Annotated in this window: 16 protein-coding genes; 4 read left to right on the top strand and 12 right to left on the bottom strand. The window is 64.1% G+C overall.

The genetic code is table 11. The features are described from left to right. Positions 1–2: 2 nt before the first annotated feature. The gene (locus tag G7Y85_RS17805) at positions 3–239 is read right to left on the bottom strand and encodes an SHOCT domain-containing protein (protein ID WP_166260618.1); all 237 of its coding nucleotides are present in this window, start codon (positions 237–239) and stop codon (positions 3–5) included. A gap of 104 nt (positions 240–343) precedes the next feature. Next, complete coding sequence (locus G7Y85_RS17800; RefSeq protein WP_166260615.1) at positions 344–1,285, bottom strand: slipin family protein; 942 nt, start codon at positions 1,283–1,285, stop codon at positions 344–346. 538 nt (positions 1,286–1,823) lie between these two features. On the opposite strand from G7Y85_RS17800, the gene G7Y85_RS17795 reads away from it, so the two are divergent. Continuing rightward, positions 1,824–10,664, top strand: a complete 8,841-nt coding sequence (locus tag G7Y85_RS17795) for a glycoside hydrolase family 94 protein (RefSeq protein ID WP_166260612.1) — start codon at positions 1,824–1,826, stop codon at positions 10,662–10,664. Positions 10,665–10,806: 142 nt separating this feature from the next. Continuing rightward, positions 10,807–11,298, top strand: coding sequence for a hypothetical protein (locus G7Y85_RS17790; RefSeq protein ID WP_166260609.1), 492 nt, complete (start codon positions 10,807–10,809; stop codon positions 11,296–11,298). A 78-nt stretch (positions 11,299–11,376) separates the two neighbouring features. Here G7Y85_RS17790 and pgm read toward each other — a convergent pair whose 3' ends face one another. The 5 genes from pgm to gnd are packed head-to-tail and all read right to left on the bottom strand — an operon-like array spanning position 11,377 to position 18,401. Then, entirely contained in the window at positions 11,377–13,029 is a 1,653-nt protein-coding gene (pgm, locus tag G7Y85_RS17785) for a phosphoglucomutase (alpha-D-glucose-1,6-bisphosphate-dependent) (protein WP_166260606.1), read from the bottom strand. Then, entirely contained in the window at positions 13,026–14,690 is a 1,665-nt protein-coding gene (pgi, locus tag G7Y85_RS17780; RefSeq protein ID WP_174839798.1) for a glucose-6-phosphate isomerase, read from the bottom strand. Before pgi ends, pgm begins: the two co-directional genes overlap by 4 nt. Further along, positions 14,687–15,928, bottom strand: a complete 1,242-nt coding sequence (locus tag G7Y85_RS17775) for a transaldolase (RefSeq protein WP_166260603.1) — start codon at positions 15,926–15,928, stop codon at positions 14,687–14,689. The genes pgi and G7Y85_RS17775 overlap by 4 nt, the downstream gene beginning before the upstream one ends. A gap of 38 nt (positions 15,929–15,966) precedes the next feature. Then, complete coding sequence (gene zwf / locus G7Y85_RS17770; RefSeq protein WP_166260601.1) at positions 15,967–17,382, bottom strand: glucose-6-phosphate dehydrogenase; 1,416 nt, start codon at positions 17,380–17,382, stop codon at positions 15,967–15,969. Further along, positions 17,379–18,401 (bottom strand): phosphogluconate dehydrogenase (NAD(+)-dependent, decarboxylating), encoded by a 1,023-nt coding sequence (gene gnd / locus G7Y85_RS17765; RefSeq protein WP_166260598.1) that lies wholly within the window; start codon positions 18,399–18,401, stop codon positions 17,379–17,381. The genes zwf and gnd overlap by 4 nt, the downstream gene beginning before the upstream one ends. A gap of 1,158 nt (positions 18,402–19,559) precedes the next feature. Here gnd and G7Y85_RS17760 point away from each other — a divergent pair. Beyond that, a complete protein-coding gene (locus G7Y85_RS17760) occupies positions 19,560–19,772 on the top strand; it encodes a hypothetical protein (RefSeq protein WP_166260595.1) in 213 nt (70 codons plus the stop codon). 89 nt (positions 19,773–19,861) lie between these two features. Continuing rightward, positions 19,862–20,119 carry a hypothetical protein gene (locus tag G7Y85_RS17755; RefSeq protein ID WP_166260592.1) on the top strand — a complete coding sequence of 86 codons (258 nt, stop codon included), beginning with the start codon at positions 19,862–19,864 and terminating at the stop codon, positions 20,117–20,119. A gap of 34 nt (positions 20,120–20,153) precedes the next feature. On the opposite strand, the gene G7Y85_RS17750 is transcribed toward G7Y85_RS17755, so the two are convergent. The 5 genes from G7Y85_RS17750 to G7Y85_RS17730 form a co-directional block, all read right to left on the bottom strand. Further along, on the bottom strand, positions 20,154–20,438 hold the full coding sequence (locus G7Y85_RS17750; RefSeq protein WP_166260589.1) for a type II toxin-antitoxin system RelE/ParE family toxin: 285 nt from the start codon (positions 20,436–20,438) through the stop codon (positions 20,154–20,156). Next, positions 20,428–20,670, bottom strand: coding sequence for a CopG family ribbon-helix-helix protein (locus G7Y85_RS17745; RefSeq protein WP_166260586.1), 243 nt, complete (start codon positions 20,668–20,670; stop codon positions 20,428–20,430). Before G7Y85_RS17745 ends, G7Y85_RS17750 begins: the two co-directional genes overlap by 11 nt. Positions 20,671–21,140: 470 nt before the next feature. Next, positions 21,141–21,893, bottom strand: coding sequence for a glutathione S-transferase family protein (locus tag G7Y85_RS17740; protein ID WP_166260583.1), 753 nt, complete (start codon positions 21,891–21,893; stop codon positions 21,141–21,143). 313 nt (positions 21,894–22,206) lie between these two features. After that, a complete protein-coding gene (locus G7Y85_RS17735; RefSeq protein WP_166260580.1) occupies positions 22,207–23,097 on the bottom strand; it encodes a hypothetical protein in 891 nt (296 codons plus the stop codon). A gap of 44 nt (positions 23,098–23,141) precedes the next feature. After that, the coding region (locus G7Y85_RS17730) for a hypothetical protein (RefSeq protein ID WP_166260577.1) at positions 23,142–24,025 on the bottom strand (884 nt) is incomplete at its 5' end.

The following is a 24,025-nucleotide window of genomic DNA, read 5'->3' as shown; positions in this document are numbered from 1 at the left end:
CGCTACCGGGCGGCGATCTCCGACTTCATCCGGCCGAACTCTTCGCGGTTGATCTCGCCGCGGGCATAACGCTCCTTGAGAATGTCGAGCGCGTCCTTGCGTGGCTGTGCGAGATGGCGTCGGTTCGATCGGTAGGTATAGCCCCAGTGCCCGAAGCTCGAAATCAGCAGGAACCAGACACCGAACCAGAGAAACCAGCCCCAGCCGAAATACCAGTCGTTCCAATACGGGTGCGTCATCTGAATCTCCATTCATGAGCTGGGCGAAATCCGTCGAGCAGGCTCATGCGTTCTATTCGCCGGGATGGAAACCGTGGAGCCCTTGCGCGGTATCGGACCGCCACTCAGGCCGCAGCGGCCGCAGCGGCCGCCGCTTTCGTGGTGGCAACCGCTGAGATGGGAGCCGGCGTTGTTGCGGGTTTGCGTGGCGCCGCTTCTGGCCCCGGCACGCCCTTCCCGGCCAGCGCCACGGCCAGCGTCGCGGCTGACGGGTTCATGCTGTCGACCATCGAACTCGGGATCAGGATCGTGGTGCCACGTTCCTTGGTGGTTTCGTAAATGATGTTCATGGCGCGCAGCTGCAGCGCCGAGGGATGCCCGGCATAGGTTTCTGCGGCTTCAACGAACTTGCTGGCGATCGCCGCTTCGGCGGAACCGAGGATCACACGCGCCTGCTTCTCGCGCTCGGCCTGCGCCTGGCGCGACATCGCGTCCTGCAAAGCTTCCGGAATGGCGACATCGCGAATCTCGACCGAGCTGACGGTGATGCCCCACGGTGCGGTCTTCCGCCCGATCTCGATCTTCAATTGCTCGTCGGCGTCCTTGCGGTCGGACAGCAACGCCGCCAGCATCGACGAGCCAATCATCTCGCGCAGCGAAGTCTGCGCAACCTGATCGATCGCCTGACGATAATTGGTGATCGCCAGCGCGGCCTTTTCGGCATCGTGCACATGCCAGAAGATGATCGCATCGACGTTGACTGGAACCGTATCGCGGGTCAGCGCCTGCTCGGCGTTGAAGCCGGTGGTCTGGATGCGGGTATCGATGACCGCAGTTACCGCGTCGATGATCGGGATGATGCCGAACATGCCAGCGCCCTTGACGCTCTGCAGCTTGCCCATGCGCAGGATGACGAATTTCTGCCAGACATTGGCCATCTTCAGCGACGCCGCAATGATCAGCGCCGCTGCAAATAACGGCAGCGCCAGAACCTGATTGATCCAGGCACCGACGGCCATCCCTGCCAGTGCAAAGACGAGCGCGAGAGACGCGGTGATTGGATTCATGACGGGTGTTCCTTGGGCTCGGATTTAACCTCGGCAACATGGGGCATAAAGCGATCGGTGTCGGTTCGCTGACGCACACATGCCTCAGGTGCGTGCGGCGAGATCCATCGGCTGCATCGCTGAAAACCGTCAGCTCTGTGCGTTATCGAACAGACAGCGCGGCGCGTGGCGGGCATCGTCTGCCGTTCACCCCGCACGGGTCGTATGAATCGTGGGCGGAACACGAACGGTTGAACGGAGGCGACGCTTGTCCGGCGATCGACCGGTTCGCTAACGCCTTCACGACCGTCCGCTCGTGACGCCGACGATCAACGGCCACGCCACGTGAACCTCGGTCGGCCGATCGTACGAACACGCAGGCGCCCGCCATCAAACAGGTGGCCGCGGGCCTGCTTGCTTGACGCAAGCGACTGCCGAAACGGTTCCGTTCCATGACCCGCACACACGCCATCGCAATACCAGCGCGCATGGGCCGGCTCGCGGCCGCGGCGATGCTGCCATCCGGGCACCGCGAACGATCTCGCACCAATGGACCGCGATGAGTTTCCGGACGCGCTACCAGCAAGCCCGTCGCAGCGTCACCGCCCGCCTCAGGCGCTGGCGGCGCGCACGTTTACATCACAAGGATATTGAACAGCCGACACCGCTGCGCGCCGAGTTGTTCAGCGTCGCGCAGATGGAACAGCACGGCAAGGCGCTGGCGCAGTCACACATCCTGAGTGCTTTCGGCGAACGGGATCAGCTGTTGAAGCGGCTGGACGAGAACCGGCAGGTCCTGATCGTGACCAGCAATCTGCTGACCGTCGCAGTCAGGGATCGGCGGCGGATCGCGCCAGCAGGCGAATGGCTGCTCGACAATTTCTACCTGATCGAAGAGCAGATTCGCAGCGCCCGGAAGCATCTGCCCAAGGGCTACAGTCGCGAACTGCCGCGTCTTGCACAGGGCTCCTCGCGCGGATTGCCACGTGTCTACGATCTTGCGCTTGAGGTGATATCGCATGGCGACGGGCGCGTCGATGCGGAAACGCTGGTCAGCTTCGTTGCCGCATACCAGAGCGTTACGGCGCTGACGCTGGGCGAACTGTGGGCCATTCCGATCATGCTGCAACTGGCGCTGATCGAAAACCTGCGGCGCATCGGCGCACGCATCACCACCGCCAGGACCCAGCTCAATCAGGCGCAAGTCTGGGCAAACCAGATGATGGAGGTTGCCAAAGATGATCCGAAGAGCCTGATTCTGGTGATCGCCGACATGGCGCGGTCCAACCCGCCGTTGGTGAGTCCGTTTGTCGCCGAGCTCGCCCGTCGTCTGCAGGGTCACGGACCGTCGCTGGCTTTGCCGCTGACCTGGATCGAGCAGCGGCTCGCCGAATCCAGCCAGACGATTGAACAGATGGTGTTGTCTGAGAATCAGACGCAGGCGGCCGACCAGGTTTCGATCAGCAATACCATCGGCAGCCTGCGCTTTCTGGACGCGATGGACTGGCGCGACTTCGTCGAATCGATGAGCAAGGTCGAGCATATTCTTCGCGAAGATCTCGGCGGGATTTACAGCGAGATGGATTTCGCAACGCGCGACACGTACCGCCGCGTCGTCGACCGGCTCGCCAAGCGCTGCCAGCAGTCCGAATCCGAAGTGGCGCGCGCCGCTATCGATCTGGCCGGGCAACAAGCCTGCATCGATGGCGACAATAATCCCGGCGCACATGTCGGCTATTACCTGATCGATCGCGGCCTGCCGGCACTTGAAGCGCGCGTGGGGGCGCATCTCCACCTCACCGAGCGGATCGGCAGATGGTCCGCGCGTATGCCGCTGACGCTGCATATCGGCGCGATCCTGCTGATGACGCTGATCTTCACCGGCTACCTTGTCGATCGCGCACAGCTCGGTGCGACGATCGGCTGGCGTCTGCCGCTGCTGGGCACGCTGGCGCTGCTCGGTGCCAGCCAGATGGCATCGGCGCTGACCAACTGGCTGACGACCTTATTGCTGAGTCCACAGCGCCTGCCACGCATGGACTATGCGCGCGGACTGCCACCGGACCAACGGACACTGGTGGTCATTCCGACGCTGCTGGACAGCGCCCCTGCGATCGAGGCCTTGCTCGAAGCGCTGGAAGTTCGGTATCTCGGCAACCAGGATGCGCAGCTGCACTTCGGACTGCTCACGGATTTTCGCGACGCAGACGAGGAGATCCTTGCCGAAGATGCACCGCTGTTGCAAAAGGTCCATCGCGGCATCGAGCGACTCAACGAGAAGTATCGGGACACTGGCAAGGGCCGATTCTTCCTGTTTCATCGTCCACGCCGCTGGAATCCGGCCGAGCGGGTCTGGATGGGCTACGAACGCAAGCGCGGCAAACTCGGCGAGCTCAATGCCCTGCTGCGCGGCGGCGCAAGTGAGTGCTTCTCGTTGATCGTCGGTGAGCTTGAACACCTGCCGACGGTCAAATACGTGATCACGCTGGATACCGACACCCGGTTGCCGCGCGATTCGGCCCGGCAGTTCGTGGCAACCATGGCGCACCCTCTGAATCGTCCACGTTATGACGAACGCCGTCAGCGTGTCTGCGCGGGCTACGGCATCTTGCAACCTCGACTTGCCGCGAGCATCTCCGATGCCGCGCAGTCGCGCTACCGGCAGTTGTGCGGCAGCGAACCCGGCATCGATCCCTACACCGGCTCGGTCTCGAACGTTTACCAGGATCTTTTTGGTGAAGGCTCGTTCATCGGCAAGGGCATCTACGAGGTCGACGCTTTCGAGCGCGCGCTCAAGGACCGCTTCCCCGAGAACCGCATTCTCAGCCACGACCTTCTCGAAGGTTGTTATGCGCGTTCGGGCCTGCTGAGCGATGTCGATCTGTTCGAGGAATATCCGTCGAGTTACCGGACCGACGTAACACGCCATCGGCGCTGGATCCGCGGCGACTGGCAGATCGCGTGCTGGCTGCTTGGGAAGGTGCCCGGCCCCGAAGGGCAGCAGCTCTCCAATCCGCTGTCGGCGCTGTCGCGCTGGAAAATCTTCGACAATCTGCGCCGCAGTCTCGCCCCGGCCGCGCTCGCGGCACTGCTGCTGATGGGCTGGACGGTATTGCCGCGCCCGTGGTTCTGGACGTTGGCGGCAATTGCCATCGTCGCGATCCCGAGCTTGCTGCACGCCTTGGTCGATGCGTTCCGCAAACCGCCTGAGATGCTGCTGCGCCAGCATCTGCAGGCGGTGCTCTTTTCGGCGGCAAAGAGTTTCGGGCTGGCCGGATTACGAATCACCTGCCTCCCCTACGAAGCGCTGTTCAGTGTCGATGCCGTTGCCCGTACCGTGTGGCGGGTGCTGATCTCGCGGCGTCGGCTGCTGGAATGGAGCGTAGCCGCCAACAGCACACAGCGCGACGACACTACGGACGAGTCGGGCCGCCCGCTCGCTCGGCCTGACGACGGCATCCTGGCCTTCTACCGCACCATGGCCATTGCGCCGCTCAGCGCTGCGCTGACGATGCTGCTGCTCGGCGCACTGAGACCGGATGCACTGACCGCCGCCGCGCCGATTCTGGTTCTGTGGCTTGCAGCGCCGGGCATCGCGTGGTGGCTGAGCCGGCCGCTGGTGCGGCGCGAAGTGGAACTGGCGCCGGAGCAGACCGTGTTCTTGCGCAGAATCGCGCGCAAGACCTGGGCATTCTTCGAGCGTTTCGTCGCGCCTGAGGACCACTGGCTGCCGCCGGACAATTTTCAGGAAGTTCCCGCTGAAGTCATCGCGCGCCGAACCTCGCCGACCAACATCGGGCTCGCTCTGCTGGCCAATCTGTCGGCATACGACTTCGGGTTCACGACCGCCCGGCGCCTGATCGAGCGGACCGATAACACACTCCAGACCATGACCCGGCTGGAGCGGCATCAGGGTCATTTTTACAACTGGTATGACACCGGCAGCTTGCAGCCGCTGCCACCGCGTTACATCTCGTCGGTCGACAGCGGCAATCTGACCGGCCATCTGCTGACCCTGCGGGCCGGTCTTCTGGGGCTCCCGGACCAAGCCTTGATCGGCGCGCGGCTGTTCGACGGCATCGCCGATACGCTGTCGGTTCTGGTTGATACCGCGCCAGACCTCGATCGCGCGCCGATCGACCGCCTGCAGACGCGGCTGGACGACGCTGGCGCGCACATGCCGGCAACGCTTGCGGCGGCCTTGCTATGCCTTGCGCCGATCGCCCAGGACGCCGCGCTGATCACCGCCAGGCTGGCGGATGATGCAGCGCCAAACGCAAGAGACTGGGCGGCAAAACTCGAACAGCAATGCCGGGATGCCATCGAGGATCTGCGGTTTCTTGCGCCGTGGCTCGCGCTGTCCGTCACGCCCGAGACACTGGCCGGATTCTTTGCCGCCATACCCGAGCCGCGCAGCCTGCGCGACCTGGCCCGCTACGCCGGGCGTGCGCTGCCGGCGATCGATGCAAGACTCGGCGATGAGCTGCCAGCGGTGGCACGGGACTGGCTGATCGCGCTGCGTCGCGACGTGCTTGCGGCAAGCGAGCGAGCGCTGCAACGGATCGCCGCGTGCGAACGCCTCGCCGGGCAGGCCGGCGATTTCACCGCCATCGAGTACGAGTTTCTCTACGACCGGACCCGCCACCTGCTGGCCGTCGGCTACAACGTCGATGAGTTCCGGCGTGATGCGAGCTACTACGATCTGCTGGCGTCCGAGGCGAGACTGTCCAGCTTTGTCGCCATCGCCCAGGGAAAACTGCCGCAGGAATGCTGGTTTGCCTTGGGCCGCGAGCGAACGACCGCGGGCGGCGAGCCGATCCTGCTGTCGTGGAGCGGGTCGATGTTCGAATACCTGATGCCGCGGCTGGTGATGCCTGGCTACGCCGGTACACTGCTCGATCAGACCTGCCGCGCCGCCGTGGCCCGGCAGATTGCCTACGGTGGGCAGCGCGGTCTGCCCTGGGGGATTTCGGAATCGGGTTACAACACCTTCGACGCCAGTCTCAACTACCAGTATCACGCGTTCGGTGTCCCTGGGCTCGGGCTGAAGCGCGGTCTGGCCGAGGATGTGGTGGTGGCACCGTACGCGTCCATGCTGGCGCTGATGATCGCGCCAGACGCGGCCTGTACCAACCTTCAGCGGCTGGCAGCCGACGGACTCGAGGGTCGCTACGGCTTCTTTGAAGCCGTGGATTACACGCCTACGCGTTCGTATCCGGTGAACGTCTCGATGGGCACCAAGCGCGACGCCACGACCAAAAATCCCGGTGTCGTGGTGCGCTCCTTCATGGCCCACCACCAGGGCATGAGCCTGCTGTCGCTGGCCTGCCTGCTGCTCGACCAGCCGATGCAGCGACGCTTCGGATCGGACCCCCAGATCAAGGCCACCCTGCTGCTGTTGCAGGAGCGGATTCCAAAGCAGTCGGCATTGCCGGCACAGCCCACCGAAAGCGGCGAGTCCGATTCCTTCTTCCATGACCAGACGGTTGAACTGAATATGCCGATCGGCCCGGACACGCCAACGCCGGAGGTCCAGCTCCTGTCCAATGGCCGCTACCACGTAATGGTCAGCAACGCGGGTGGCGGCTACAGCTTGTGGAACGATCTTGCGGTCACCCGCTGGCGCGAAGACAGCAGCTGCGACAACTGGGGAACGTTTGCCTATCTGCGCGATATCGACAGCAACGAGTTCTGGTCGGCAACCCACCAGCCGACCTGCAGGCGTGCCGACATTTACGAAGCGATGTTCTCTGAAGGCCGCGCGGAATACCGACGCCGCGACCACGAAATCGAAACGCATTCCGACATCGTCGTGTCACCCGAAGACGACATCGAACTGCGCCGCCTGTGCATCATCAATCGTTCGCACAGGACGAGAACCATCGAGGTCACCAGCTACGCCGAACCGGTGCTGACGGCGGCGGCGGCCGATGCGATGCAGTCGGCTTTCGGCAAGCTGTTCGTGCAGACCGAAATTCTCCGCGACCATCGCGCCATTCTGTGTACGCACCGACCCCGCTCGATCACTGATCGCGCGCCGTGGATGTTTCATCTGATGGCGACCAATGGCTCTGAAGTCAGCGAGCTTTCGTACGAAACCGATCGTATGCGCTTCATCGGGCGCGGCCGCACCGTCGCTGCGCCGCAGGCAATGCTCGACGACCTGCCGCTGTCCAACACCGCGGGTTCGGTGCTGGACCCGATCGTCGCCATCCGCTGCCGGATCACGCTCCTGGCCGGGCAATCGGCGCACGTCGATCTGGTCACCGGCGCCGCCGGCAGCCGCGAAGACTGCATGACCCTGGTCGGACGCTATCAGGACCGCCATCGGGCAGACCGCGCCTTCGATCTCGCCCGCACGCATGGCGGCGTCACGCTGCGGCAGATCAATGTCAGCGAGTCCGAAGCGCGGCTCTACCGGCGCCTCGCCGGCCCGGTTGTGTACGCCAACGCCGCGCTGCGTGCGCGGGCCGAGGTCCTGATCCAGAACCGGCGCGGGCAGTCAGGACTCTGGGCCTATGCCATTTCCGGCGACCTGCCCATTGTGCTGCTGAAGCTCTCCACCAGCGCGCATCTCGATCTGGCACGCCAGATGATCCAGTGCCATGCGTACTGGCGGCTCAAGGGTCTCAAGGTCGACCTGGTGATCTGGAACGAGGAGCACCTCGGCTACCGGCAAAAGCTTCAGGACCAGATCATCGCGCTGATCGCGACCGGGACCGATGCCAACGCGATCGACCGTCCCGGCGGCATCTTCGTGCGTTCGGCCGAACAGATCTCCGACGAGGACCGCACCCTGCTGCGCTCGGTTGCGCGCGTCATCGTCGCTGGCGACCTCGGAACTCTGGCAGAGCAGATCACCCGGCGCGTGGTCGTCCCCAAGGCCATCGCGAGGCTCGCGCACACCACGCGTAGCTATCATCCCGAGCCCACGGTGTCCGCAGTCGCGCCGCGCACCGGCCTCATTCTCGCCAACGACCTCGGCGGATTTGCTGCGGATGGGCGCGAGTACATCATCACCACCACACAGGCGCAGACCACGCCGCTGCCGTGGGTGAACGTGCTTGCGAACCCGAACTTCGGAACCGTGCTGTCCGAGAGCGGCCTCGCCTATACCTGGAGCGAGAACGCCCACGAATTCCGGTTGACGCCATGGAGCGACGACGCCGTCGGCGCGTCCGGCGGCGAAGCGTTCTACCTGCGCGACGAAGACAGCGGACAGTTCTGGTCACCTGCGCCGTTGCCGGCGCGTGGCGCGGAGCCCTACGTCACCCGCCATGGTTTCGGCTACAGCGTGTTCGAGCACAGCGCCGGCGGTATCCGCTCCGAGCTGTGGATCTACGTGGACCTCGAAGACGCCGTCAAATTCTCGGTGCTGAAAGTGCGCAACGTTTCGCGCCGGTCGCGGCGCCTGTCGGTCACCGGTTATGTCGAGTGGGTGCTGGGCGATCTGCGCCCGAAATCTGCCATGCACGTGGTCACCGAGATCGATCCGACCAGCGGCGCCCTCTTCGCGCGCAACGCCTACAACACCGAATTTGCCGGGCGGGTCGCGTTTTTCGACGTCGATGACAGCTCGCGCACGCTCTCCGGCGATCGCACCGAGTTCCTCGGGCGCAACGGCTCGCTCGCCGATCCGGACGCGATGACGCGCTCGCACTTGTCCGGTCGGCTGGGCGCAGCGCTGGACCCCTGTGCGGCGATCCAGGTGCCCTTCGAACTGGCCGACGGGCAAGAGCGCGAATTCATTTTCCGGCTCGGTGCGGGACGCGACCTCGACCAGGCCTGTGCCCTGGCCAAGCGTCTGCGAACACCCGGCTCGGCGCGCACCGCGCTGGAAAAAGTACAGCAATACTGGCGTCACACGCTCGGCGCGGTGCAGATCGAAACACCCGAGCCGGCACTGAACGTGCTGGCCAACGGCTGGCTGGTGTATCAGGTGCTGGCCTGCCGCCTGTGGGCACGCAGCGGCTACTCTCAGTCCGGCGGCGCATTCGGTTTCCGCGACCAGCTGCAGGACGTGATGGCGCTGGTGCACAGCGAGCCGGCGCTGGTGCGCGAGCATCTGCTGCGCTGTGCGCAGCGACAGTTTCCCGAAGGCGATGTGCAGCACTGGTGGCATCCGCCGACCGGACGCGGCGTACGCACGCGCTGTTCAGATGATTACCTCTGGCTGCCGCTGGCGGTGTGCCGCTACGTGCAGTGCACCGGCGACACCGGCGTGCTCGACGAGAACCTGCACTTCCTCAGCGCGCGCGCGCTGGCGGCCGATGAGGAGTCGTATTACGACCTGCCGGGCCGTGCCGCCGAAGTCGCCAGTCTGTACGAACACTGCCGGCGGGCGATCGTCCACGGCCTGCACTACGGCGAGCACGGCTTGCCGCTGATGGGTTCAGGCGACTGGAACGACGGCATGAATCTGGTCGGCATCGACGGTAAAGGCGAAAGCGTGTGGCTGGGCTTCTTCCTTTACGAGGTCCTGGTTTCGTTTGCCGGACTTGCGCGCGTGCGCGGCGACGTCGCGTTTGCCGACCGTTGTGGAACGGAAGCAGAGCGCCTGCGCGCGAACCTCGATCAGCACGCCTGGGACGGCGCCTGGTATCGGCGCGCCTGGTTCGACGATGGCACGCCGCTCGGCTCGTCGATCAACCCGGAATGCGCGATCGATTCCATCGCGCAGAGCTGGTCGGTATTGTCGGCAGCCGGTGAGGTCAAACGCGCGCGCCAGGCCATGGATGCACTGGACCAGCATCTCGTCGACCGCGAGCACGGCGTGATCCGGCTGCTGGAGCCGGCCTTCGATCAGTCACCGATGAATCCCGGCTACATCAAGGGCTACGTCCCCGGCGTGCGCGAGAACGGCGGCCAATACACGCACGCGGCGGTGTGGGCGGCGATGGCCTTCGCAAAACTGGGCGACGAAACGCGTGCCTGGGAACTGCTGGGCATCATCAATCCGGCGATGCGCACGCAGACCGCAGAGGCGATCGCCGTCTACAAGACCGAACCCTACGCGGTGGCCGCCGATATCTACGCCTTGCCGCCGCATGCCGGCCGCGGCGGCTGGACCTGGTACACGGGCTCGGCAGGTTGGCTGTACCGGCTGATGCTGGAGTCAGTGCTGGGCCTGAAACGCGAAGGCGCGACGCTGACGATCACGCCCTGCATCCCGAAACAATGGACCTCATTCAAGCTTCATTACCGCTATCAGGAAACGGTCTATGACATCACCGTGCGGCAATTACGCACTGGCGGCGGCCGCGTGACGCTGATGCTGGATGACGTCGAGCTGACGGAGCCAAGCATCCCGCTGCTCAACGACCGCCGCGGGCATCGGGTTGAACTGACCATCGGCGGTCAGCTCGTCGAACCAGGAGCCGCCTTGCAAATCACGGCGTGACCGGCGGAATCCGTGCGGGACCGTGAAGCCGCATCGTCTGCCGGCCGTGCCGAGGGCCGCGTCCGCTCTGCGGGCTGGCGAACAGACCGCTTCAGCGCCGGCCGATACGCTGGCAATTCATTTGCGGCAAGGAAGCACTTCGATGAAAACCGACACTTACGATGAGCCGGGAGCCCTCGCAGAGCCGAAAGGCATCACGCCACGCAATTCCCGCAGGATCGGCTCCGAGGTCAAGAACGGCCTCGTGTCGCTCGATGGGCACGTCGGACGTATCGAAGCACTCAACGTCGAGCTGTTCGCCGCGATGTTTCTGAAGAGCCCGATCGCCAAAGCGGTGCTGGCCCGCGGTGAGCCCCTCAAGTTCTTTCTGCCGAACTCGAGCAGTGGCGATGACTGGGCAGGCGTCAACATCACCATCGCCGGCGTGACCAAGGATCGGCTCGCGACGCAGCGCGAACTCCCGGTCGTCGCCGATCGCGGCAATGGCTACTCCAGCAACCCTGCCGGCCAACTGAAGCCCGGCGACTTCGGCGTGCATTCGCATCCGGACACTGTGAACCTCCTGAAGCCGCTCGTCGGCGGGGTCGGATCAGGGCGCCACGGTAGTTCCGATCCGCGTGCATCTTCCGATTGAGCGTCAAGCGGTCCGCCGGCTTGGCGACGGCCGGATATCGAACACGATGGCAGTCGCGGCGCCAGTCCGACGCGTTGTTCAGTCCGCCGCCAGTGTGGCATCGACGATGTGCTGCGCCTCGCTCAGGATCATCTGCAGATGCGCAGCGTCCCGGAAGCTCTCGGCGTAGATCTTATAGATGTCTTCGGTGCCGGAGGGACGGGCGGCGAACCAGCCGGAGGCGGCAATCACCTTGATGCCGCCGATCGCCGCGCCATTGCCGGGGGCGTGATCGAGCACGGCGTCGATCTTCTCGCCGGCGAGCTCGCTGGTCTTGATCTGCGCGGGCGAGAGTTTTGCCAGCAGAGACTTCTGTTCGGCGGTCGCCGGTGCCTGCAGGCGATCGGCAAACGGCTCGCCCAGTTCGGCCGCCAGTTCGCGATAGCGCGTGGCAGGATCGTGGCCCGTCTTCGCGGTGATCTCGGCGGACAGCAGCGCGGGCACGATGCCGTCCTTGTCGGTAGTCCACACGGTTCCGTCGATACGGCTGAAGCTGGCGCCCGCGCTCTCCTCGCCGCCAAAGCCCAGCGAGCCGTCGAGCAGACCGGCCACGAACCATTTGAAGCCGACCGGCACTTCTAGCAGCTTGCGTCCGAGACGCTGCGCCAGGCGGTCGATCAGTGCGGTGCTGACCAGGGTCTTGCCGATCGCGGCGGACTGGCTCCATTCCGGCCGATGCTGGAACAGGTAGTCGATCAACACCGGCAGATATTGATTGGGCAACAGCAGGCCGCCGACCGGCGTAACGATGCCGTGGCGGTCGTGGTCGGTATCGCAGGCAAACGCGATGTCGTAGCGATCCTTGAGTGCGGTCAGGCGTTGCATTGCGCAGGGCGAGGACGGGTCCATGCGGATCTTGCCGTCCCAGTCCACCGACATGAATCCGAATTGCGCATCGACCACTTCGCTGACGACGCTTAGCTCGATTTTGTAGCGTTCGGCAATCTGCGCCCAGTAGTGCACGCCGGCGCCGCCGAGCGGATCGACACCCATGCGGATGCCGGACGCGCGGATGGCGTCGAAGTCGATGATGTGGGTGAGATCGCCCACGTAGGCGTCGAGGAAATTGTGCTCGCGCGTGGTGGCAGCGCGGCGTGCCTGCGCGAGCGGCATGCGTCGAACGTCTTTGAGTTTCGCTTCGAGCAGGGCGTTGGCACGGGCGCCGATCCAGTCGGTCACGCTGTCATCCGCGGGGCCACCGTGAGACGGGTTGTATTTGAAGCCGCCATCGTCCGGAGGATTGTGCGAAGGCGTGATGACGATGCCGTCGGCCAGGCCCGTGCTGCGACCGAAGTTGTAGGCCAGGATCGCATGCGACACGGCGGGCGTTGGCGTGAATTCTCCGCCCTTGGCGATCATCGTCTGCGCCCGATTCGCCGCCAGTACTTCGAGCGCGGACTCGAACGCCGGCTGTGACAGCGCGTGCGTATCGATGCCGATATACAGCGGGCCGTCGATCGCCTGTTGATGGCGGTAGTCACAGATCGCCTGCGTGATCGCCAGCACATGCTGCTCGTTGAAGCTGCGTGTAAACGAGCTGCCGCGATGTCCGGACGTGCCGAACGCAACGCGCTGTGCCGGCACCGCGGGATCAGGGTGCAGGTCGAAGTAAGCCGCCAGCAGCTTGGCGACATCGACCAGCAGCAACTTCGGCGCCGGCTTGCCCGCGAGCGGACTGATCGCGGTGCTCATGTGGCGTGGTCCCGGAGCCGGCGATAGCGCCGGATCAGCGTATTGGTGGAACTGTCATGCGTCAGCGGCGGTTCGTCGGTACTGCGCAGTTCGGCAGCGGTGCGCGTCGCCAGCGCCTTGCCCAGTTCCACGCCCCACTGGTCGAAGGAATCGATATTCCAGATCACGCCCTGCACGAAGACGCTGTGTTCGTACAGCGCCACCAACGCGCCCAGTGTGTGCGGTGTGAGCTGCTCGGCGAGGATGGTGTTGCTCGGACGGTTACCCTCGAAGGTCCGGTGCGGCACGAGCGCGGCGGTCGTTCCCTCGCTTTTCACTTCATCGGCAGTCTTGCCGAAAGCCAGCGCCTCGCTCTGGGCGAACAGGTTGGCCATCAGCAGATCATGCTGTTCGCCGAGCGGATTCAGCGGTTGGCAGAAACCGATGAAGTCGCAGGGCACGATGTGCGTGCCCTGGTGGATGAGTTGGTAGAACGAGTGCTGGCCGTTGGTGCCGGGCTCGCCCCAGTAGATGGGGCCGGTCGGGTAGTCCACGCGCGTGCCGTCGAGCGTGACGTGCTTGCCGTTGCTCTCCATCGCCAGTTGCTGCAGGTAGGCCGGAAAGCGTTTGAGGTACTGCTCATAAGGAAGTACCGCGACCGTTGCGGCGCCGAGAAAGTTGTTGTTCCAGATCGCCAGCAGTCCCATCAGCGCGGGCAGATTGCGCTCCAGAGGTGTGCTCCGGAAGTGCGTGTCCATCGCATGGAATCCGGACAGCATCGCGTGGAAGGCGTCCGGACCGATCGCCAGCATCGTCGAAAGACCGATCGCCGAATCCATCGAGTAGCGGCCGCCAACCCAGCCCCAGAAGCCGAACATCTGCGCGGGTTCAATGCCGAACTTCGCGACACCCTCGGCGTTGGTTGATATGGCGACGAAGTGTTTTGCGATCGCCGCGTCGACCTTCAGCGTACGCAGACACCAGTCGCGCGCGGCATGTGCGTTGCTCAGCGTCTCCAGTGTGGTGAAGGTTTTGGAGCAGACGATGAACAGGGTTTCCGCCGCATCCAGATCGCGTGTCGCTTCGATGAAATCGGTGCCGTCGATATTGGAGACGAAGCGGAAGGTCAGATCCCTCTCGCTGTAATTTCGCAGCGCCTCGTACGCCATCACCGGGCCGAGATCAGAACCGCCGATGCCGATGTTGACGACGTTGCGGATGCGCTTGCCGGTGTGTCCGGTCCAGCTGCCGTCGCGGATGCGCGTGGCGAATGCGGCCATGCGATCCAGTACCGCGTGCACGTCAGGCACCACGTTCCTGCCGTCAAGCTCGATATCCGCGTCCGCCGGCGCAGACAAGGCCACGTGCAGCACCGCGCGATTCTCGCTGCGGTTGATGCGATCACCGCGGAACATGGCTTCAATACGGTCGCTCATGCCGCAAGCGGCGGCCAGTTCCCGCAGCAGACGCAGGGTTTCACCTGTGACGCGCTGCTTGGAATAGTCCAGGTACAAACCCGCCGCGGTGGTGGTGAACTGCTCGCCGCGCCCGGGCTGATCGGCGAACAGATCGCGCAGATGCTGGCCGCCAATCTCGTCGAAGTGACGCTGCAGTGCCTGCCACTGCGGGCGTTCGCTCAGCGGTGGCGCCGTGTGAGCAGCCGACGGCCGATCGACGGTCACGCCGGCGCCTTGCCGACTCCTGTGAGCGCCGCGCTCTTCTGGGCGATTCGCTGCAACAGTTCATTCCAGGACTCTACGAATGAACGCGCACCCTCCTCCTGCAACTGCAGGGCCAGCGCATCGATGTCGATACCGACCTGCGCGAAACGCGCGAGCACCGCCTCGGCATCAGCGCCGTCCTCGGCCATCGGCCCGCTGAGCGCACTGTGCTCGGCAAACGCATGCAGAGTTTTTTCCGGCATGGTGTTAATGGTGTCGGGCGCGGCGAGCGCTTCCACGTACAGACTCGCGGACGCCTGCGGATCCTTGCAGCCGGTGCTGGCCCACAGCAGACGCTGCGGACGGGCGCCCGCGGCGGCCAGCTTCTGCCAGCGCGATGAGGCCAGCAGTTCCCGGTAGGCGCGGTAGGTGCGTTGCGCAACCGCGATGCCAAGCCGGTTGCGAAGGTCGGCCGGCACCGCAACCCTGCCGCCGGCATCGCCACGGCTGTCGGACATCGCGATGATCGCGGCGATCTTCGGATCGACGCCCGCATCGCGATCGACGGCGTAGATAGCCCTGGCCCTCGCCGTGCTGATCTCTTTGCGCAACTCCGCGGACAGCTCGTCGCTCACGGCCTTGTCCCAGCGGCTGACGAACAGCGAGGCGACTGAGGCGACATGCGGCCCCAGACCGGCCGCGATGCGTCGCTCGATACCGCGCATGTAGGCGTCGGCCGCAGCGAGATATTGCTCGCGCGAGAACAGCAGCGTCACGTTGACGGGGATTCCGGCGACGATCAGCGCTTCGATTGCGGGAAGGCCTTCCGGCGTGCCGGGAATCTTGACGAACAGGTTCGGTCGATCGGCCTGCGCGTGAATTTTCCGCGCAGCTGCGATGCTGCCTTCGGTGTCTGCCGAAAGCAGTGGCGAGATTTCCATCGACACCCAGCCGTCGATGCCTTGCGTTGCGTCGAACACCGGCCGGAACAGATCGGCAGCGCGGCGCAGATCCTCCAACGCCAGTTCGATGAACAGAGTCTCACCGGATTTTCCGGCACGCGCCTTCTCGCGGATGCCGCCGTCGTAAGCCTCGCCATTGCCGATTGCGCCGTTGAAGATGGTCGGGTTCGACGTCAGGCCGGTGATCCAGAAGTCATCGATGTAACGACGCACGCCGCCGTCATCGAGCAGGCTCCGCGTGATGTTGTCCAGCCACAGGCTCTGGCCGAGTTCGTGCAGTTGTCGGGGCTGTTTCATGTGTGCTCCTGCGGCGATGGCCTGCGTGGCAGGCCGAATCATTTGCTCGGGGCAGCGTCGAGCTTCGGCTCGAACCAGCCGCCGTCGCCGGCGATCAACGCGTCGGCTTGCTTCGGCCCCCAGCTCCCTCGCTTGTAGGGAACCGTTGCCTGATGTTTGGCGAGTACCGGCTCGACCACCGCCCACGCAGCTTCGACGGCGTCTTCGCGCGTAAACAGCGCGGCGTTGCCGGCCATCGCATCGCCCAGAAGCCGCGCGTACGGCGCCTGCTCGGTCGGTCGTTCATCGCTGAGGTACAGCTCCTGCTGACTGCCGGCATACTCCCTTCCGGCACGTTTGACGCGCGCAGCGAGTGCGACGGCCGAGTTCGGTGCGATCCGGAAGCGCAGGTAGTTGGTCGGCGCACCCACAGGCGCCGAGTCGGCGAACAGCTGCTGCGGCGGCGGCTTGAGCTGGACGATCACCTCTGCCGCTGTCTGCGCCAGGCACTTGCCGGAGCGCAGATACCAGGGCACGCCCTGCCAGCGCCAGGAGTCTATGTACAGCCGCAGCGCACAGAAGGTTTCGACGTCGGATTTTTTCGCGACGCCCGGCTCCTTGCGGTAGCCCGCGTATTGGCCGCGTACCAGATCGCCGACTTCCAGCGGGCGCATGGCCTGGAAGACATCAGTGGCTTCGCCGTGTACGGCGCCGAAGCCGCGATAGGTCGGCGGCTCCATCGCGAGCAGGGCCACGATCTGGAACAGATGGTTCTGCACCACGTCGCGCAGGCAGCCGGCCGTTTCGTAAAACGCGCCACGGCTTTCGACGCCGAAGGACTCCGACAGCGTGATCTGCACACTCGCCACGTAGTTGCGATTCCAGATCGGCTCCAGGAAGGAATTGGCGAAGCGGAAATACAGGATGTTCATGATCGCCTCCTTCGCCAGGAAGTGATCGATACGGAAGATCGCGTCCTCCGGGAACACTTCGCGCGCCACGCGGTTGAGCTCGCGTGCCGAAGCGAGATCGCGTCCGAAGGGCTTTTCGACGATCACGCGCGCCTGTTCAGCCAGACCCGCAGCGCCGAGTCCCTTGATGACGGTCGCGAACAGGGCCGGTGGAATCGCCAGGTAGTACGCAGGCCGCCGCGCGTCCCCAAGGGCCTTGCCGAGCGCCTTGAAAGTCTCCGGATCGTTGTAGTTGCCGTCGACGTAGCGCAACTGCGACAGCAGCCGACGCAGGGCAGCACGGTCATCGATTTTTCCGGCGGCCTTGACGCTCTCCTCGGCGCGCTTGCGCAGTTGCGCAAGGCTCAGCTTCGACGAGGCCACGCCGATGACCGGAACCTGCAGCGTACCGAGCTTGGCCATCGCATAAAGCGCAGGGAAGATTTTCTTGCGTGCCAGATCCCCGGTCACGCCGAATAGCACCAGCGCGTCGGAGTCAGCAGCGTCGCTCGCGGACTTTCTCATTTCGTCGCCTTGCGCTTTTCATCATGGCCACCGAACTGTTTGCGCATGGCGGACAGCACGCGATCGGCAAAATCGGCTTCGCCGCGCGAGCTGAAGCGTTCAAACAGCGCGGCGCTCAGCACTGGCGCAGGCACCGATTCATCGACGGCAGCGGCGATCGTCCAGCGCCCCTCGCCGGAGTCCGATACGCGGCCGCTGTACTGCTTCAGTGCGGGGTCGCTGGCCAGTGATGCGGCGGTCAGATCCAGCAGCCACGAACCGATGACGCTGCCGCGGCGCCAGACTTCGGCAATCTGCCCGAGGTCCAGATCGTACTGGTAGAACGCCGCGTCACGCAGTGGTGCCGTTTCGGCATCTGCCGCGCGGCCCTGCTTGCCGGCATTGGCGCCGTGCAGAATGTTCAGGCCTTCGGCATAGGCCGCCATCAGGCCGTACTCGATGCCGTTGTGAACCATCTTGACGAAGTGGCCGGCGCCGCTGGGGCCGCAATGCAGATAGCCGTGCTCGGCGGCGGCCGGCGCGCCCTTGCGGCCGGGCGTGCGCGGCGCAGCGTCGACGCCGGGGGCGATGCTCTTGAAAATCGGGTCCAGATGTTTGACCGTCTGGGCTTCACCGCCAATCATCAGGCAGTAGCCGCGGTCCAGCCCGAATACGCCGCCGCTGGTGCCGCAATCCACGTAGTGAATGCCTTTGGCCTTGAGTGCTTTGGCTCTCAGCACATCATCACGGTAATAGCTGTTGCCACCGTCGATGATGATGTCTCCCGCCGCCAGACAGGCGGCGAGCTGATCGACCGTCTCGCCGGTGACGCCGGCCGGAACCATCACCCAGACGGCGCGCGGTGCGGACAGCTTGCCGACCAGTTCCTCGATCGAGCTGGCACCGCGAATGCCGCGGCCTGTGATCTTTTTCGCCGCAGCCGGATCGACATCGTAGACCACGCAGCGATGGCCATCCTTGACGAGGCGCCGCACCAGATTCGCGCCCATGCGTCCCAGTCCGATCATGCCCAGTTGCATTCCTATTCTCCTTGCCTGTGCGCGTACACAGAGCCGCGCTATCGCCCGATCACGAAGAGCATTGTTCGGTCATACGCGGTCTCGCGAAGACCCGGCGCATTTGGAGGGCAGCGGCCGATACGCGCAACCCGCGCACAAAGCAATCTAACATCCGGAGCATGGCGCGCCGCCACACTTCTCTCTGTGCGCTGGCACCCGGAGTTTTTTATGCGGAACAGCGAACAATTCGAATGCGCATCACCTCCTGATGATCTGGGCACGGGGGAAAGGGCCTTTGGGGACAAGAGAATGAGGTCGCCATCACGGCAAACGACGTTGCCGTCGGACGGCCGTAACAGGCAGTAACACCATCCGGCGCTTTAAATGCCCCCAAGCCGACGGTCTCCATTGGCTGAAAGATCCGAATGCTGGCGCCCGGACTGTGAACGGCAGGCGGTAGCGGAACTCGTGTCAGCCCTGCTGCTTTATCTGACGATCCTGCTGCGCCAGTAGCTCGGGCAACGAACCAATAAGGTTCCTGAGGTCCTCTCGTGTCCCATGCTGAACTGTTAGCGCCCTTTCCAATTGAAGCCGAATGATGTCCATGCGGGAATTGGGCACGTCGGGCCTATCCCACCAAAACGCCTGGTACGTCCCGTCTTTCGTAGACGCTTAGCCCACTCGCTTTGAGGTCGAAGCCTCGAAGACCATGGGAGGAACACCGTCATTGTGCCCGTGTCGGCGCTGGCGGTTGTAGAAGACCTCGCGCTCAGCAGGGCAACAAGACACGCGGCCAGAGGCCGGAAAGACCGTAGCATGACTCCCCCTGAGTTGAACTAATGCGATTGGACCGCACTGGCCGCCATAGGGCAAGTCGGATATCGCATGCGATCTGAAACTCACGTGCCACTGATCACATTTCAAATGTTCCGGGCTTGAGTTGCTGTTGCTGATAGTAGGCGGCTTCAGCCTCGGCGGGTGGAACATAACCGATGGAGCTGTTCGATAGCTGCCGGCGATTCCCGTGAGGCATCAAAGCCCGACGCTGCCGGACCCCTCCGTGCAGGAAACAAAGCACAGCTTCCGATGGCTACCGCAGCAACGGCAGCGACGAGCGCGATTTGGCCTACGCCTACTACCAGCGCGTCGGCTATTCCTATTGGAGCAAGGAGTGACCCCATGCACGAGCGCATCCTCGAAGGCATCGAGAACCGCACCGTGGCCGAGACCGTCGGCCTGAAGGACGAGGCGCGCCACGAAGCGCTTTATCACCGCTGGCAGCAACTGTGGGGTATGACCGAGCTGGCGATGCTGCTGGGCCTGCCGCGTGTGCAGCGGGAGGCCTTGCAGGCCCACCGGGACCGGCTGCGCGATGAGCTGCAGGGTGTGTGACGCCGGTCTCTTTTCATTGGGAAAGTGCATTGAATCCCCGGGTCATGCCCCTCATCTTGAATGCTCACGCACAATGATGGGGGCAGAGCATGTCGAAGAAGGGCGATTGGTCGGATCACGACAACAAGCGCTATAGGGGAAAGATCGACCGGATGTACGTCTCCGACACGGAGTACTACGAGGTCGAGTACTACATCGATCACTATCTGGAATCGAAGGGTTTTGCCATCAATAACGCCAACCGCGATGTGGTCGCGCGTGAGATGGAAAGCTTTCCCGGGCGTGCTCCGCACAAGCGTGCCGACATGGACAAATTCCTCGACGGCCGCATCAAGAAGAAGGCGTAGTGAGTCGATGCAGGCCGGCCAACAATAAGGCCGGCTATAGCGAAGAAGGCCAGCGTCGGCGTCCGTGGAAGACCCGCAGGATGTCGATGCGCTTGGCACGCACGCGATAGGGGATGAGATACGGCGTATTGGGGACGACCAGCTCGCGCGTGCCCGGCATGCGGCCGGCGCGACCCAGCTCCGGATGGTCCGTCAGCAGGGCAACAGCTTCTTCGATGCGGAGCACGATCCGGATCGCAGCCTGCGGATCGTCCTGGGCGATGTAGTCGGCTTCTTCCTTGAGGTTATACAGCGCCCGCTTCAGCCACTTAACCTGCACGGCGGCGCCAGCTGTCGAAGAAGCGCTTCACCTCGGCATCAGATGCGAACTCACCGCGGTCGGCTTCCTTGAGCGCCTCGCGAATCTCGCCGACCTGCCACTCATTGAGCGCCACATAGTCGCGGATCGCCTCGGCGGCGAGGAAGGAGCGGCTGCGCTGTGTCGCCTCGGCGAGCTTGTCCAGACGATCCTTGGTGTCATCTTCGAGGCGAATCGTCATCGTGCTGGACATGGGTAGTCCTCTGTGCTGGGATGTGTACATCGTAACTCAAAAGCCCTGTCGAGCGCCTGAGCGCGCACTGGGATGGGCATTGATGCGTCACCAAACCTGGTATCTGCAAGTTGTCCGTTTGACGAGAAGCGCAGAACTCCCCGCCCCGATATCGCGAGCACGTACCGTTCGTCGGAAATTGCCTCCCGATCTACCACTCACTCTCATTGATTTTCGAGGTCAGAAAAGTGATCCAGAAGCGTCCAATTGGTGGGCGGGTAACTTTTCGGGTAGCAAAACATCTAGCACCAGAAAGTTTTCCTTTTAATCAATTAGCTTTGAGCAGTTTTCGACTGCGTCCCCGGCCACCATGTTCTCATCAGGCGCTGCTCAGGGCAGTTGACAAAAACCTCGCTCCTTGCGAGGTTTTTTGTTGCCTGAGGAACGAGCCGCTTGTTTGCCGGCAACCGTATCGGCCCCGGGATTTGCGCTCACCGCAAACCGCGGCGGTGGTCCCTGAAGAGGCGCAACGCGAACCGACCCGCCGGGTGGCTTCTGAATCGCTGAATGTCGGCACGGGCGCTATCAGGTGCCTGCTCCGGTGTCGGAAGCCGGATACCGTATTCCGCAGGCAGCAGGACCGGAGCCGCCATCGACGCAAACGTCAGGTCCGCTGCGGTGAAGCGATCCCCGCGCAGGAAGGGCCGGCCGTCGCCGATGATGGCAGCGACGCTGTCGAAGCTCTCCATGATGGTCTTCGATCCCTGCGCCACACTGCCTGCGGAAATTTCCAGACGTTTGCCAAGATAGCGCCGCAGGATCGGCAGCAGCAGCGGCGCCATCACCTGCTCCCAGCGGGGCACGCCTTGAGCAGCGGTTTCCAGAACCCGGCGCCCCGATTGTCCCAGCCAGTGGAAATAGACCCAGCGCCGGGTCTCGACGCCGAGATGTTCGTCGAATTGCTCTTCCAGACGTTCGATCTGTGCGCGGTCACTTTCGGGATAGAGCTTGCGCGAAGTCTCTAGCTGCCGGTCCAGATACCTCAGGATTGCGCTCGAATCGGCGATGGCCCCGTCATCGGTAACCAGCACCGGCACCATCCCGTGACTGTCGAACGCTCGGACAACTCGGTAGTGAAACACCTGCAGATGGGCATCTTCGACGTACGTCACACCTGCATGCGCCAATCCCCAGCGGGCCTTCTCGCAGTAGTGACTCATCGGAATGGTGATCAGGCGGTTCATGTGCGCGATCGTCGGGAGAGCGGCTGAGAAGCGTGCACTCATCCACCGCCGATCTCAACGACAGCGCCCCGCCGCAGCGCTCCACCCTGTCCGCATCCCCATCACGCACCAGCGAAAAGCGCGACTTTGGCCCGGCTTCTCTGTCAATTAGTACAAGCTCTGCCGACTCCAACTACTACTTTGATGCAACGGCGGCTACGAAAATCCGTGCCGTGCTCTTGGGCGCCGTATTAAGCTCAAAGCCGCGGCACGGATTGCTTGTGCTTAGAAAGGGTTGGCATCAGTAGACAGCGACGCAAAAATCTCATGGCCTTCAGTTGACGTAGACCGGCCCCTGCAGCGACGCCCCAAGCTTGGCGCCGCCGACACTGCTCAGCGCGGGATCGATGCTGACGGTGTAGCGCCCTGGCATCACGCCCTGGTAGACGAGGACATAGGGATTGTTGCCCGCCACCCAGACCCCATTCGCGGCCTCGCCCTTGTCGTCGGTCACGCGGATGTGCTGCGCGGCCTGGTGCGGATCGGCGATGTTGTTCGAGAAGCGGAACACCAGCGCTTTCTCATTGGCGGCCTGGCCGACGTACTGGACATTGAAGCCTTGTGCCTTGGCGGGAGCACGCCACCACGGCTGCAGGGCATCGATCGCGGGCGGCGGCGGTGGACGCACGGCAGATCGCGGCTGCGATACCGGTGCGCGCGCTGCGACCTCCTGCTCCGCGCGATCGGTATGCTGGTCGTCGAGCGACGCTTGTCCCCAACTGCCGGTGTCCTGCACGTTGCTTGATGGACTCGCGGATGCCGGGGACGTTGCGGCATCGGTCGCGATCTGCGACCCGGTCGCCGAGCCAACCGACGTCGTAGAGCCCGGCGCGGAGACCGCGACCTGCGCGGCGGCATCCGTTTCCGGGCTTGCGGCAACCGTCGTCGGCTCGGAGCTCGAGGCAGCGCCGTCCGGTGCGGGAGCCGCCGCTTGCGGGATCATCTCATTGTCCGCCAACTGCGTGTCCGATGTCGCCGGCGCGGCGACCGGCGCCGGCAGCGGGGCCTGCGCGTTTTGTACTGCCGCAGGTTTGGGCTTGGCGGCCGCCTTGCCGGTGTGCGTGAGAATGCCGATGGTCAGCGCAAACACCACCACCACGCCACCCAGGATCATCGCTTTGGTTTTTCCGGAGATGCCGGCGTCCATCATCAGTTCACTGCCCATCGTCCTTCTCCTGCCAAATTCAGTAGTTCAAAGCGCTGAAGGACTCAGCCTGCGGTGCGCTTGACCGCAGACCGCACCTTGATCTGCCAGAGATCGCCCAGCTGGCGCGAGCCGTCCTTGCCCTGGAGGCTGCCAAAGGCCTTGAGAGCGGCGGCGTTCTGTCCGGCCAGCAGGTAGGCATAGCCCAGATGCAGCCTCGCCTGATCGGGATACTTCAGTCCGCCCTTCTGGATGCCCTGCAGGATCAGCGGAAGGCCGCGCGTGATCTGACCGTAGGTGACGAGGTTGAAGCCGGTGTTGACCAGCGCATCGGCGCTTCCGCGCGCAAGCGCCGCTTTCTCGCCTTCATCCAGCGTGGCCTTGTCTTCGGCCAGCTTCGTGGTGACCAGATCTTTCAGGCGCTGCTGGCGTGCAGCGTCGGGCCCGGTACCGAACAGCTTCTTCGCATAGCCTTCGTCGACGAACGATTTGGCTTCGTTCGGGAAGCCCGCCTGCAGTGCGAGCTGCGCGGCTTCCATGTAGTCGCCAGCCTTGTCCATCGTGCCGGTCGCCTTGCGCAGGCGGTAGACGTCGAGGTCCAGCGCCGTCGAAAATCCGGGCTGGCCGGCCGTGCGCAGGATCAGGTCCAGCCAGTACTGCGGCGTGGGCGTGTAGGTGACGACTTTCCCGAGCGCAGCGGTATACGCCTGCATGTCGTGCTGCTTGAGCGCGCAGTTGGCCAGCAGCTGGAGCTGGGTGTCGGTCGGCCGCCGGCCGGCCGCTTCGGCCGCCGCGATCTGGCGGCCGGTCTCGGCGCCAGCCTCGGCGTAGCGTCCGGCCAGATACAGCGACTGCGCGTACAGGCCGATGGTCTGCGCGTCGTTGCCACCGGCGCTCTGGTACTGCTGGATCGCACTCGCCGCGCGGCCGTAGTCCTTGGCGGTGTAGG

The organism is Solimonas terrae (assembly GCF_011067135.1).
Classification (GTDB): domain Bacteria; phylum Pseudomonadota; class Gammaproteobacteria; order Nevskiales; family Nevskiaceae; genus Solimonas; species Solimonas terrae.
This window is presented reverse-complemented; position numbering and strand designations above follow the sequence as displayed.